The following is a 12,855-nucleotide window of genomic DNA, read 5'->3' as shown; positions in this document are numbered from 1 at the left end:
GAGCTGCTGCCGATGGCCCACGTGGTCCTCAAAGATCTCGTCAAGACCTATGGCAGCTTCAAAGCTGTCAACAACGTTTCGCTGACGGTCAATGACGGCGAGTTCGTCGCGCTCGTCGGCCCTTCGGGCTGCGGCAAGACAACCACGCTCAATCTCGTCGCGGGTCTGACCTCGGTCACATCGGGCGACATCGTCATCGGGGAGCGCGTGGTCAACGACCTCGACCCCAAGGACCGGGACATCGCGATGGTTTTCCAGAACTACGCGCTTTACCCGCAGAAATCGGTCTACAAGAACCTGGCGTTTCCGCTGCAAATGCGCAGGCTCCCCAGGGACGAGATCGACAGGAAGGTCAAGGAAGCGGCCCGCGTGCTCGATATGACGCAGTTGCTCGAGCGCAAGCCGCGCGAACTTTCGGGCGGCCAGCAGCAGCGCGTGGCCCTCGGCCGCGCCCTCGTTCGAGATCCAGCGGTGTTCCTGATGGACGAGCCGCTCTCCAATCTCGACGCCAAGCTGCGCGTGCAGATGCGCTCGGAGATCAAGCGCTTCCACCAGGACCTCAAGGCGACGATCATCTATGTGACGCACGACCAGCTCGAAGCCGTGACCATGGCCGACAGGATGGCGGTGATGAACGGCGGCTATCTGCAGCAATACGATACGCCGGCGCAGGTCTTTGCCCATCCGGTGAACATGTTCGTCGCCGGCTTCATCGGCAGCCCGGCGATGAGCCTTATTCCGCTGGAGGCATCGACGGCTAACGGTGACACCGTTCTGACGAGCGCTGAAGGCTGGAGCCTCGCGCTGTCGCAACCCAACGCACGCAAGGTCCAGGGAGCGACCGCCAGGAAGATCGTGCTCGGCGCACGCCATTCGACGATCAAGCTGCACAAGAGTTCTATCCCTGGCACCATTCCGGCCAAGGCCTACACGGTTGAGCCGACCGGAGACGTCACCTTCGTGCAGGCGTTCCTGTCCGGCGCCATCGTCAATGTCAGCGTGCCCCCGACCATTGCCGTCGCGCCCGACGAGCAGATTTGGCTCGAGTTCGACCAGGAGCGGATGCATCTGTTCGACGCCGAAACAGAAATGGCCCTCAAGGCCGACTGAGGCAGGCGGTTCGTGGGGTGGCTGGATGACTGAGAAGCTTAAGATCACCGCGATCAAGCCCTATCCGGTGTGGGTGGGGACGCGCAACCAGATGCTTGTCAAGGTCGAGACCGACCAGGGTATCTTCGGCTGGGGCGAGAGCGGCTTGAGCGGCCGCGAGAAGGCCGTGGCCGGCGCGCTCGAACATTATCGCGAGTTTCTCATCGGCCGCGACGCCATGCAGATCGGCCGGATCTGGCAGGAGCTCTATCGTAGCCAGTATTTCGAAGGCGGGCGCGTTCTGCAGGCGGCGATTTCGGCAATCGACATCGCCCTTCACGACATCAAGGGCAAGGCGCTGGGGGTGCCGGTCTACGAACTGCTCGGCGGCAAGCAGCGCGACCGCATTCCCACCTTCGCCTCGACCGGAGACGAGCTCGAGGGCGATGCGGCCATCGAACGGGCTGGTGAATTGCGCACCCAAGGATGGCAGGCGATCCGCTTCTTCCCTTTGGGGCAAAACAGCAAGGACGTCTTCGAGCCTCGCGAGTCGATCGGCGCCACCGCCAACATGCTGAACAAGGCGCGCGAGGCGCTGGGCGACGACGCCGTCCTCGGCATCGACTACCATCATCGGCTGTCGGTGGCGGAGGCAGCGAGCTTCTGCAACAAGCTCGGCCGCGGCGTGCTTGATTTCCTCGAGGAGCCGATAAGGGACGAGACGCCGGAGGCCTACGAATCCCTGCGCACGATGACGGACATCCCCTTTGCCATCGGCGAGGAATTCGCCGGCAAGTGGCAGTTCCTGCCCTACATCGAGCGCGGCATCCATCAGTTCAACCGGCTCGATGTCTGCAATGTCGGCGGGCTCACCGAGGCAATGAAAGTCGCCGGCTGGAGCGAGGCGCATTATGTGGACCTGATGCCGCACAATCCGCTCGGTCCGGTATGCACCGCCGCAACCGTGCATCTCGCCGCCGCGGTGCCCAACTTCGCTTGGCTCGAAACCAGGGCGCCGGAAAGGAAGCTGGGCTTCGACAATTCGGAGCTGTTCCCCATGCAGCCGCGGCTCGACGGGACCGACTATCCGGTCGGCGATTTGCCGGGGCTCGGCGTCGAGGTCAACGAAGTGGCGGTCCAGGCGCAGAGTTTCCGTTTCTGGGAGGCGCCTCACCTCAGGCGCCGCGACGGTTCTGTCACCAACTGGTAGTTCCATTCAACCGGAGTCCATCATGACGCATATTCCCGACATCACCCGGCCGCCCAAGGACCTGATCGACGCGCTGAGGGAGATCGGCGCCGCGACGGTTGCCGGCACGCTGGGCCACATGGGTTTCCGCAATCCCCACATGGTCGGCCCGGTGACGCAGAACCATGGCAAGTCGATCGTCGGGCCGGCGCTGACGCTGCAGTTCCTGCCGCAGCGGCCGGACCTGTTCAGTGAGGGAGAATATGCCGATCCCGAGACGCAACTGCACCGGCACGTTCTCTATCATGCGCAGCAAGGTGACGTGGTGGTGGTCGATGCGCGCGGCGACATGAGCTCGGGCGTCTTCGGCGATATGATGTCGACCTATTTCAAGGGCAGAGGCGGCGCCGGCATCGTCATCGACGGTTGCATGCGCGACCGGCCCAATGTCGAAAAGCTCGATCTGCCGCTATGGCTGCGCGGCTGGACGCCGAACTATCATGTGCAGACGAGCATCTACCCCAACGCGGTCAACGTTCCGATCGCCTGCGGCGGCGTCACCGTGATCCCGGGCGACATCATCGTCGCCGATGACGACGGGGTGGTGGTGGTACCCGTCTCAATGGCTCCGAAGGTCATCGAGGAATCGCAGAAGCACCACGATTGGGAGGAGTTCTCACGAGAGAAGCTGATGCAGGGCGCACCCTTGCAACGCTACTATCCGCTGCATGACGATGCCCGCGCAGAGTATGAGGAGTGGCGTAGGACAAAACGCATCGAGAATTGAGAATTAGCGCATGGATCATCTGCGGCGAGCGGCGGACCGTTGGATGTACTTGGAGCGACGAATTCCGGGATAGAACACCATTCGCTCCAAGTACCCGCCCATTTCGCTAGCCGTGCCGGATTTCCGTGCCGAGCACCTTCAGACACTCTCGTATAAAGGCGGCAAGAGCTGTCCAACCTTTCGCGGAAACCATCGTCCCGTCCACGTAGGCCTCCGTTGGCGACAGGTCGATATAGGTGCCCCCGGCAAGCGTCACTTCCGGCTCGCAGGCCCCTAGCGCCCCGACCTTCTTGCCGCGTACGACGCCGTCGACCGCCACCAGGATCTGAACGCCGTGGCAGATGGTGAAGATCGGCTTCTTGGCTTCGTGGAAATGGCGCACCATGGCCTGAACGCGCTTATCGGTGCGGATATATTCCGGCCCGCGCCCGCCGGCGCAATAAACGGCGTCGTACTGGTCGAGCTGTTTCTCCGCGTCGGAGAACGTCTTGTTGATCAACGCATAGTGACCGAGCTTCTCGGTGTAGGTCTGGTCGCCCTCGAAGTCGTGAAGCGAGGTCTTGATAAGGTCCCCGGCCTTCTTGTCGGGACAGACAACGTGGATGGTATGGCCGACTGCCTCCATCGCCTGTTGGTAGACGAAGATTTCGTATTCCTCGGTGAACTCACCGGTCAGCATCAGTATCTTCTTGGCTGGCATGACTTTTCCTTCTCGACTTGGAGGTACCAAGGCGCGTGAACGCCTTGGCTGCGTTACGAAATTCGGAACGGGGGAGTCTGGGAAGCATTCCTTGGCATTGGCCTGCGGTTACTCGAAAGCTGGCAGGAGCCGGTCCCGCGAATTCTCGATGTGCACTCGCATGGCCTTTGCGGCGGCATCGACGTCGCCCGCGGCGAAGGCAGCGAGGATCGCCTCGTGTTCGTCCAGCGCCTCTTCGGTGACGCGTGAGTGGTACATCAGGCGGAAGATGTGGAAGTGCGTATGCTGGTGGTTCAGCGTCTCGCGGATGAGCTCGTTTTGCGCGAACTCCATGATCTTGTCGTGAAAGATCGCATCCTGCCGCGCGAAGTTGGCATAGCGCAGGCGCTCGTCCTTCCCCACCCGCCGGGCCATCACGCCCGCTGCCTCCTGCAGGGCCGCAAGGCGCTCCTCGTCCAAGGTTGCCGCAGCCTTGGCCGCGGCGGCGGGCTCAAGCAGAAGCCGCAGTTCATAGAGCTCGTCGAACCGGCGCCGCGTGATCTGCGGAGCGGCGCGATAACCGATCAAATGGGTCTTCAACACCAGCCCTTCACCTTCCAGCCGGCCGAGGGCCTCGCGGATAGGTGTGTGAGAAACGTTGAACTCTCTGACGAGATTGTCGACGGTTATCCGCGATCCCGGGGGGATCCTCAGCGACATCAATTGCGCGAAGATCGCCTCATAGACATCTCCAGCCAGACTGTTGGCCCGCTGGATGCGGCCACTCGCGCGGGCTTCGTTATCGACGGTCATATCCGGGTCGTGCATCGTTTTGCCTCTTGACACGAGCAAGCCCTAACACGATGCTTCGGTCAATTCAATACGATATCCTATACGATTTTATAGAGGATATGAACGGGATGGGCTGGGGACGCTTTCTGGATCTGCGCCGCGCTTGGCGCGACCCCGGACCGCCACGAAAGCTGAACCCGGGGAACTTGCCAAGGCAGGTCGGCGACGAACCTGCCACTTTGGCCGATCGCTTTGTTTGAAAGATCTCAATCCATGACCTTGTTTGCAGCCGTGCGCCTGCCGCGCGAAATTCTCTTCGGCAAAGGCCAGCGCCATGCGCTGCCTGCCATTGCCGGTCGATATGGCCGGCGCGCATTCATCTGCACGGACGAACGCCTCGCCGGAACGCCTGAGTTCCTTGAAATCCTCGATGGATTGAAAACTGCCCAGATCGACGTACTCGTCTACGACCGGACCTTGCCTGACGTGCCTCGCGACAGCGTCGGCGCCTGTATTGCGGAAGCAAAGAGCTTCAAGCCGGACATGGTGATCGGCATCGGTGGCGGCAGTTGCCTGGATATGGCCAAATGCGCCGCGTTGCTGCTCAGCCATGGCGGCAAGCTCCAGGACTATTATGGTGAGTTCAAGGTGCCGGGTCCCACTCTTCCTGTCATTGCAGTACCGACCACGGCCGGCACCGGCTCCGAAGTGACCCCGGTCGCCGTGATTTCCGACCCTGAGCGCACGCTCAAGGTCGGTATCTCCAGCCCCCACCTCATTGCCGCGGTTGCGCTCTGTGACCCCGACCTGACGGCAACCTGCCCGCGGTCATTGACCGCCATCGCAGGCGCCGATGCGCTGACCCATGCCATCGAAGCCTTCACGGCTTCAAGACGCAGCGCCGATGCCGATCTGCCGCAAAAACACGTCTTCATCGGCAAGAGCGCATTGACGGATCACTTCGCGCTGCTGGCGATCAGGCTTTTGGGCCGCAGCCTCGAGACCGCCTATCACGACGGGTCGAACGAGGACGCGCGCGCCGATGTCATGATGGGCGCGCTCGCCGCCGGCTGCGCCTTCGGCACTGCCGGAACCGCTGCCGCCCATGCCGTGCAATATCCGGTCGGCGCGCTCACGCATACGCCGCACGGGCTGGGCGTCGCGACGATGCTCCCCTACGTGATGGCCTACAACCTGCCTGCGGTAGCGCCGGAGATCGCCGAAATCGGCACGGCGCTTGGCCTGCATCGCCAGGACCGCGACACCGATCAGCTGGCGGACGCCACAATCGAGGAAGTTGCGCGACTGTTCAACGCCATCGGCATCACTCGGACGCTAGCTGATCTTGGCCTTCCAGAGGACAAGATCGACTGGACGGCGGGACAGGCGCTCGGCATCGACCGGCTGATCAAGAACAATCCCCGCCCCTTCGACCTGCCCGCCATGCAGCGTCTGGTCAGGGCGGCTTATAGCGGCGACATGTCGGCCGCGACGATGTGAGGAATGGAGTCCGATTCCAATGAACATTTCCACAGAGCTATTCGAGCAGGATTCCGACATGTCCGACTACAGTCCATTTTCGCATGGGCTCTACATTGGCGGGAAGTGGCGACCCTCATCCGACCGCCGCATCATCGAAGTGGCCGATCCTTCGACCGGGGCTGTGATCGCGGCAGTTCCCGACGCCACGCTCGCCGACGCCGCGGCTGCGGTCGAGGCGGCGGCTGGGGCAGCAACCAGCTGGCGCGAAACCCCGCCCCGCCGCCGCTCCGAGATCCTGAGGCGCTGCTTCGAGCTGATGACCGAACGAGCCGAGACCTTGGCCGTGTTGATTTCCCTGGAGAATGGCAAGGCCCTGCGCGACGCGCGCGGCGAGGTCGCCTATGCGGCCGAATTCTTCCGATGGAACGCCGAGGAGGCAGTTCGCATCACCGGCGAGTTCGGCCTTGCGCCGTCTGGCGCAAACCGCATCGTGGTCGACTACCAGCCCATCGGCATCTGCGTTCTGATAACGCCGTGGAATTTCCCGGCGGCGATGGCGACGCGCAAGATCGCGCCGGCGCTCGCGGCCGGCTGCACCGTCATCCTGAAGCCAGCCAGCGAGACGCCGCTGACAGCATACGCGCTTGCTGCTCTCTATGAAGATGCCGGCGTGCCTCCCGGTGTCGTCAACGTCGTCACCACCTCGAATCCAGGCCCGGTGACAGCGGCGATGCTGGCCGATGCGCGCGTGCGCAAGCTATCGTTCACCGGCTCGACCGGCGTCGGCCGGGTGCTTCTTGCCGAAGCGGCAAAACACGTCATCTCCTGTTCGATGGAGCTTGGCGGCAACGCGCCGTTCATCGTCTTCGACGACGCCGATCTGGACGCAGCGCTCGATGGCGCCATGATTGCCAAGATGCGCAATGCCGGCGAGGCCTGCACGGCCGCCAATCGGCTCTATGTTCAGGCCGGCATCCATGACGCTTTCGCGGAAGGGCTGCGTAAACGCATGGCGGCGCTCAAAATGGGCGCGGGCACAGATTCGGAAACCGAATGCGGCCCGATGATCACGAGGAAAGCCGTAGGCAAGATCGATCGCCTCGTACAAGACGCCGTTGCACGCGGCGCCACGATCCTGTGCGGCGGCGAGGTGCCCGTCGAGAAAGGGTATTTCTATCCGCCGACAGTGCTCACTGACGTTCCGCCTGATGCGGCCATGGCACATGAGGAAATCTTCGGACCCGTTGCGCCGATCAGCCGCTTCGAACATGAGGCGGAGGTCATTGCCAGGGCCAATGATACCGAATACGGCCTCGCCGCCTATATCTACACCCGCGACCTGGCCAAGGGCATGCGCGTGGCATCGAAGATCGAATCCGGCATGATCGCGCTCAATCGCGGCCTGATGTCGGATCCGGCGGCGCCCTTCGGCGGCGTCAAGCAGAGCGGATTGGGCCGAGAGGGCGGCCACAAGCACGGCATAAGCGAGTTCATGGAGGCGAAGTACATCGCCGTGACGATCTGAATGCACAGATGACCAAAGATCCGTTCCGCACTCGAGATCACGTCCTCGAATTCGACGACATAGTCGCTGAGATTCGCCGCAAAAGCGCGGAGACCCGGGCGAAAATCCCAACGGTCCCCGATATCGCTTATGGGCCCGACCGCGCCGAAACCCTGGACCTTTTCTTCCCGCCGGGCAAACGCGAGTCGTTGCCGGTGCACATCTTCATCCACGGCGGCTACTGGCGCATGTTCTCTAAGAACGACTATTCTTACGTCGCCGACACCGTCACCAGCGCAGGAGCGATCGCGGTTGTCGTTGGCTATGCGTTGATGCCTGCCGTCAGGATGGCTGCAATTGTGGACCAGGTGCGCCGCGCCAGGCAGTGGGTAGGTGAGAGGATCGCGAATTTTGGCGGCGATCCCGGGCAACTGACAATTAGCGGTCATTCAGCGGGGGCGCATCTTGCTACCATGCTCTTCAACGACAGCAGCGAGCCGTCCGCCATCAAGGGAGCCATGCTGCTTGGCGGGCTTTACGACCTGAAGCCCTTGCAAACCTCCTTCCTCGCCGGTGAGATCGCGCTCACTGACGAGGAGGTGACTAGCTTTTCGCCGATCGGCCATCGTTTCGACAGTTCGGTGGCGGTCGAGATCGCGGTCGGAGGCGATGAGACGCCTCCCTTCCATAGTCAGGCTGCGGCGTTTGCCGAGCACCTGGAACGGCAAGGACTGGCCGTTTCGCGCTCTAGCTTGGCAGGCGCAAATCATATGAGCAGCATTCGCGATCTGGGCGTGCCTGGCACAGACGCCAGCCAATTGTTGGCGCGTGTGCTGGCAATCTGACGCCGCCACTCATCGCCGCAGTGAAATTCCTCGGGCGCTTCAAGTTTCGTCATCGCAGACTGATGCCGGCGCCCTATCGGGTCGAACTCGGCACGGTTCGCGTCTACCGCCTGCTCGCCGATGGCCGCAGACCGATCAGCGCATCGGGGAATCAGGCCGTTCGGACCGTTCGCCCTGCACCAATCCTGAGAGGATGGCAAGAAAAGCACACTAAAGGCCGAGGAGTTCCGCAGCCGCCGCACGTTCCTCGTCGGCCGGAATGACAAGAATGTCGACCCTGGAATCCGGGGTGCTGATAAGCGCTTCGTCGCCGCGATTCAAACCGTTGTCGACAACGACACCAAGCCATGCAGCGGCCTCGCAGATCCGTTGGCGGATTTGAGGCGCATGCTCGCCGATGCCCGCGGTGAACACGAGCGTGTCGAGGCCTCCAAGCGCAGCGGTGAGCGATCCGATCTCGCGCCCGATGCGATAGACGAAGAGATCGATGGCGCGGGCCGCCGCAGGGTCTCTCGACGCAAGCAGCGTCTGCATATCCCCGGAAACGCCGGATACGCCGAGCAGGCCGGATCGCTCATAGAGCAAGGTGGACAACTCGTCGGGTGACAGCTTGCGATCCTGCAGAAGATACAGGATCACGCCAGGATCGATGGCGCCGCAGCGTGTGCTCATGACCAGGCCGTCAAGCGTCGAAAAGCCCATCGTGGTGGCGAGGCTTGCCCCTGCCTTCATGGCGCACAGGCTCGCGCCGCTGCCAAGATGGGCGACAATCGCTCGGCCACCGGCGACGGCGCCATAACGGTCACGAAGCTTCGCCGCGATATGGCTGTAGGACAGCCCGTGGAAGCCATAGGACACTATGCCTTGTTCCGACATCGAGTGAGGCAAACCGTAGATCTTGGCAAGCTCCGGTCGCGCCGTGTGAAATGCCGTATCGAAGCAGCCGACCTGCTTGGCCTCGGGCAAAAGCCGGCTGGCAAGGCCGACGATCTCAAGGTTGATCGCCTGATGGATCGGCGCCAGCGGCTCAAGCCCATGCAAGGCATCGAGCGTACGCTCGTCGAGCAGCGTCGCATGGGTGAATTCTTGCCCGCCATGGACGATGCGGTGACCGACCTTGCCGATCCGGCGCAAAAGACCGTGGTCGGCGAGGAAGCCGGAAACGGCTTCGAATGCCTTGGCGATATCGATCGGCTTTTCGCCCAAGCCCCTGTCCATCTCGGGCGACAAAGCCGTGGGCGCCATGTGCAATCGCGGATGGTGCCCGATCGACGAAACGCTGCCGCGCACCAACAGGTGAAGTTCCTCGCGCTCCTGAAATGCAGCGAACTTCAGGCTTGAGGAGCCTCCATTTAGAACAAGGATCGTATCCTTCATTTTCTATCCCGCGCCTGCCGGCCGAAGACAGTGGTGATCCGCTCGACGCACAGCCTCGGCATCCGCTACTGCTCCCACTTCCAGCCGAGGATCTCGGGCATGTCCTGCCCGTGCTCGCGGACATAGGCCCGGTGCCCGATCAGCTTGCCTTCCATGGCCTGCTTCAGCCGGATATGCGTCCCGGCCGGTTCGGGAATGCGGTCGAGCACGCCGAGCACGAGATGGTAGCGGTCGAGCCCATTCAGCACGGTCATGTCGAAGGGCGTCGTTGTCGTCCCCTCCTCATTGTAGCCGCGCACATGGATGTTGTCGTGGTTGGTCCGCCGATAGGTCAGGCGGTGGATGGTCCACGGATAGCCGTGATAGGCGAAAATGACGGGCTTATCCGTAGTGAAAAGCGCGTCGAACTCGCGATCCGACAGGCCGTGCGGATGGTGCTCCTTTGGCTGCAGGGTCATCAGGTCGACTATATTGACCACCCTGATCTTGAGGTCTGGAACGTGGCGCTTCAGGATCTGGACGGCAGCCAGCGTCTCAAGCGTCGGCACGTCACCGGCGCAGGCCATGATCACGTCCGGCTCGGCGCCGCGGTCGGTCGATGCCCAGTCCCATATGCCGATGCCGGCGTTGCAGTGGACTTTCGCCTCGTCGATGGACAGCCACTGCCAGGAATTGGCTTTGCCGGCGACAATGATGTTGATGCGATTCCATGTCTGCAGCACATGATCGGTCACGCAAAGCAGGCTATTGGCATCCGCCGGCAGATAGACGCGCACGACGTCCGCCTTCTTGTTCAAAGCCACGTCGATGAAACCTGGATCCTGGTGGCTGAAGCCGTTGTGCTCCTGCTGCCATACATGGCTGGACAACAGATAGTTCAGCGACGCGATCGGCCGTCGCCACGGCAACTCGCGGCAGGCGTCCAGCCATTTCGCATGCTGGTTGAACATGGAATCGACGATGTGGGTGAAAGCCTCGTAGCAGGAGAAGAAGCCGTGGCGGCCAGTGAGCAGATAGCCTTCCAGCCAGCCCTGGCAGGTGTGCTCGGATAGGATCTCCAGAACCCTGCCCTCTTTGCCCAAATGCACATCCTCGGGCAGTATCTTTTCCATCCAGGCGCGCTCGGTCACCTCGAAGACATCCTGCAGCCGGTTAGAAGCCGTCTCGTCCGGGCCAACGATGCGGAAGTTCCGGCCGCCTTGGTTCAACGCCATGACGTCACGCAGGAATTTGCCCATGATACGGGTGGACTCCGCTTTCACGCCACCGGGCTGCTGAACCGGGACTGCGTGCTGATGCAGGCCCGGCAGCTCGAGAGACCGGCGCAGCAGGCCTCCATTCGCATGCGGATTGGCGCTCATGCGCATGGCGCCCTGCGGCGCAGCAGCGCGGATCGCGGACACGGGAGCCCCGGCGGCATCGAACAGCGTCTCGGGCCGGTAGCTCCTCAGCCATTCCTCGAGCATCTTCAGATGCGCAGGGTTTTCGGCGAGGCCGGAGAGCGGAACCTGATGGGCGCGCCAGAAGCCCTCGGTCTTCAGCCCGTCGACCTCCTTGGGGCCGGTCCAGCCCTTCGGGCTTCGCAGCACGATCATCGGCCATTTCGGCCGCGGCTGCGCCGTCTTCACGCCGTTGCGGGCCGTGTCCTGAATCGCCTTGATGCGGCTCAGCGCATCATCGAGCACGACGGCCATCCGCTCATGCATCAAGGCAGGATCGTCGCCCTCGACGAACAGCGGCTCGTAGCCATAGCCGATGAACAGCGCACGCAGCTCTTCCTCGGGGATGCGGGCCAGAATGGTGGGATTGGCGATCTTGTAGCCGTTGAGGTGGAGGATCGGCAGCACCGCGCCGTCGGATGCCGGGTTGAGGAACTTGTTGGAGTGCCAGGAGGTGGCGAGCGGCCCGGTTTCCGCCTCGCCGTCGCCAATGACGCAGGCGACGATCAGATCCGGGTTGTCGAAGGCCGCGCCGTAGGCATGCGAGAGCGCGTAGCCGAGCTCGCCGCCTTCATGGATCGAGCCCGGCACGTCAGGGGCAGCATGGCTTGGGATGCCGCCCGGAAAGGAAAACTGCCGGAAGAGCTTTTTCATTCCGGCCTCATCCAGAGAGATATCCGGATCGATCTCGCTGTAGGTGCCTTCGAGGTAGCCGTTCGCGACCATGGCAGGCCCGCCATGGCCCGGACCGCAGATGTAGATGACGTTGGCGTCGCGCTGTTTGATTACGCGGTTGAGATGCGCGTAGATGAAGCTGAGCCCTGGTGAAGTTCCCCAATGGCCAAGCAACCTGGGCTTGACGTGCTCCAGCCGAAGCGGCTCGCGAAGCAGCGGATTGTCGAGCAGGTAGATTTGACCGATCGTCAGGTAGTTGGCGGCACGCCAGTAGGCATCGATGTCGCGAAGCTCCTGTGCAGACAGGCGATTGGTGCTGGGACGCTCGGTCATTTCCGACTCCTTCGCTGGTTCCAAACCGACTTCGGCTGAAGCACAACGCATCGACGCCGCCGCCGGTTCATGACCGACTGGCCGTTATCGATCTATCGGTCGAAGAATGATCGAACTTTGATCCATCGCAAACGTCAGGCCAAGGCGGCCGCATCTCGAGTCCACAACAGCGCATGAAGGTGTCGAGGCATCGAGCAAGGCGAGAGGCAGTCTCTGTTTCAGGGCAACGAACGTGCTGGAAGGCTCCGGCAAGATGTCTGCCCGGAAACCCGGACAAGCGGCGAGTTGAGCGACGGGCCGCCGACGAGGAATGTGGCCTTGTCGGCCGCAAGCCAAACGTTTTCGGTGCGACTGCCGCGCCCCCGCAGCGCGGCAATGCGGACTATGCCGCCAGGGCTCCCGTCTTCTTCGCGGTCCAGGTGGCCATATAATCCATCAGGCCGGGGTTGAGGCAGTCGTAGGGCTCGAGCCCAATCGACTTCAACTGGGCGCGGATGCCGGCCATGCGGCTCGGGTCGACGCCGGATTCGATGATCGAGGAGACAAACGCGGCGAAGCCCGGCGGCGACCAGCCGTCCTCCTCGAAACGCTCGGGGTGGATGAAGGACAGGCCCTTGAAGGCATGGTCGCGCTCGACCGGGCCGTACATGTGGACGCCGCAGCC

10 protein-coding genes and 1 pseudogene are annotated in these 12,855 nt (G+C 62.6%); 6 read left to right on the top strand and 5 right to left on the bottom strand.

Annotated elements, in window-relative coordinates; all coding sequences use genetic code 11:
* Positions 1-12 precede the first annotated feature (12 nt).
* From AC0L2L_RS15745 to AC0L2L_RS15735, 3 genes are read left to right on the top strand one after another with little or no spacing between them, the layout of a single operon-like run.
* Positions 13-1,110 carry an ABC transporter ATP-binding protein gene (locus AC0L2L_RS15745; protein ID WP_473579496.1) on the top strand — a complete coding sequence of 366 codons (1,098 nt, stop codon included), beginning with the start codon at positions 13-15 and terminating at the stop codon, positions 1,108-1,110.
* 25 nt (positions 1,111-1,135) lie between these two features.
* On the top strand, positions 1,136-2,299 hold the full coding sequence (locus AC0L2L_RS15740; protein WP_473579495.1) for a mandelate racemase/muconate lactonizing enzyme family protein: 1,164 nt from the start codon (positions 1,136-1,138) through the stop codon (positions 2,297-2,299).
* Positions 2,300-2,321: 22 nt separating this feature from the next.
* Positions 2,322-3,065: a ribonuclease activity regulator RraA gene (locus AC0L2L_RS15735; protein ID WP_473579494.1), complete on the top strand. Its 744-nt coding sequence runs from the start codon at positions 2,322-2,324 to the stop codon at positions 3,063-3,065.
* A 106-nt stretch (positions 3,066-3,171) separates the two neighbouring features.
* Here AC0L2L_RS15735 and AC0L2L_RS15730 read toward each other — a convergent pair whose 3' ends face one another.
* Positions 3,172-3,765, bottom strand: a complete 594-nt coding sequence (locus AC0L2L_RS15730) for a DJ-1/PfpI family protein (RefSeq protein WP_027167758.1) — start codon at positions 3,763-3,765, stop codon at positions 3,172-3,174.
* 108 nt (positions 3,766-3,873) lie between these two features.
* Positions 3,874-4,572, bottom strand: a complete 699-nt coding sequence (locus tag AC0L2L_RS15725) for a GntR family transcriptional regulator (RefSeq protein WP_473579493.1) — start codon at positions 4,570-4,572, stop codon at positions 3,874-3,876.
* A 237-nt stretch (positions 4,573-4,809) separates the two neighbouring features.
* On the opposite strand from AC0L2L_RS15725, the gene AC0L2L_RS15720 reads away from it, so the two are divergent.
* Genes AC0L2L_RS15720 through AC0L2L_RS15710 form a run of 3 tightly spaced genes read left to right on the top strand, consistent with a single transcriptional unit; the run spans position 4,810 to position 8,367 of the window.
* Positions 4,810-6,036: an iron-containing alcohol dehydrogenase gene (locus tag AC0L2L_RS15720; RefSeq protein WP_473579492.1), complete on the top strand. Its 1,227-nt coding sequence runs from the start codon at positions 4,810-4,812 to the stop codon at positions 6,034-6,036.
* Positions 6,037-6,055: 19 nt separating this feature from the next.
* Positions 6,056-7,543 (top strand): NAD-dependent succinate-semialdehyde dehydrogenase, encoded by a 1,488-nt coding sequence (locus tag AC0L2L_RS15715; RefSeq protein ID WP_473579491.1) that lies wholly within the window; start codon positions 6,056-6,058, stop codon positions 7,541-7,543.
* A gap of 8 nt (positions 7,544-7,551) precedes the next feature.
* Positions 7,552-8,367 carry an alpha/beta hydrolase gene (locus tag AC0L2L_RS15710; protein ID WP_473579489.1) on the top strand — a complete coding sequence of 272 codons (816 nt, stop codon included), beginning with the start codon at positions 7,552-7,554 and terminating at the stop codon, positions 8,365-8,367.
* A gap of 210 nt (positions 8,368-8,577) precedes the next feature.
* On the opposite strand, the gene AC0L2L_RS15705 is transcribed toward AC0L2L_RS15710, so the two are convergent.
* From AC0L2L_RS15705 to AC0L2L_RS15695, 3 genes and pseudogenes are all read right to left on the bottom strand, one after another.
* Positions 8,578-9,744, bottom strand: a complete 1,167-nt coding sequence (locus AC0L2L_RS15705) for an acetate/propionate family kinase (protein ID WP_473579488.1) — start codon at positions 9,742-9,744, stop codon at positions 8,578-8,580.
* A gap of 65 nt (positions 9,745-9,809) precedes the next feature.
* Complete coding sequence (locus AC0L2L_RS15700; protein WP_473579487.1) at positions 9,810-12,191, bottom strand: phosphoketolase family protein; 2,382 nt, start codon at positions 12,189-12,191, stop codon at positions 9,810-9,812.
* A gap of 382 nt (positions 12,192-12,573) precedes the next feature.
* Positions 12,574-12,855: pseudogene (locus AC0L2L_RS15695) on the bottom strand (S-(hydroxymethyl)glutathione synthase); the annotation flags it as partial.

Source organism: Mesorhizobium sp. WSM4832, assembly GCF_055811115.1.
This window is presented reverse-complemented; position numbering and strand designations above follow the sequence as displayed.

Excerpts from the sequence above, each read along its gene's own strand:
- AC0L2L_RS15715 (WP_473579491.1), top strand. The coding sequence starts at position 6,056 with ATGAACATTTCCACAGAGCTATTCGAGCAGGATTCCGACATGTCCGAC.
- AC0L2L_RS15720 (WP_473579492.1), top strand. The coding sequence starts at position 4,810 with ATGACCTTGTTTGCAGCCGTGCGCCTGCCGCGCGAAATTCTCTTCGGC.
- AC0L2L_RS15700 (WP_473579487.1), bottom strand. The coding sequence starts at position 12,191 with ATGACCGAGCGTCCCAGCACCAATCGCCTGTCTGCACAGGAGCTTCGC.
- AC0L2L_RS15735 (WP_473579494.1), top strand. The coding sequence starts at position 2,322 with ATGACGCATATTCCCGACATCACCCGGCCGCCCAAGGACCTGATCGAC.
- AC0L2L_RS15745 (WP_473579496.1), top strand. The coding sequence starts at position 13 with ATGGCCCACGTGGTCCTCAAAGATCTCGTCAAGACCTATGGCAGCTTC.
- AC0L2L_RS15730 (WP_027167758.1), bottom strand. The coding sequence starts at position 3,765 with ATGCCAGCCAAGAAGATACTGATGCTGACCGGTGAGTTCACCGAGGAA.
- AC0L2L_RS15705 (WP_473579488.1), bottom strand. The coding sequence starts at position 9,744 with ATGAAGGATACGATCCTTGTTCTAAATGGAGGCTCCTCAAGCCTGAAG.
- AC0L2L_RS15740 (WP_473579495.1), top strand. The coding sequence starts at position 1,136 with ATGACTGAGAAGCTTAAGATCACCGCGATCAAGCCCTATCCGGTGTGG.
- AC0L2L_RS15710 (WP_473579489.1), top strand. The coding sequence starts at position 7,552 with ATGACCAAAGATCCGTTCCGCACTCGAGATCACGTCCTCGAATTCGAC.
- AC0L2L_RS15725 (WP_473579493.1), bottom strand. The coding sequence starts at position 4,572 with ATGCACGACCCGGATATGACCGTCGATAACGAAGCCCGCGCGAGTGGC.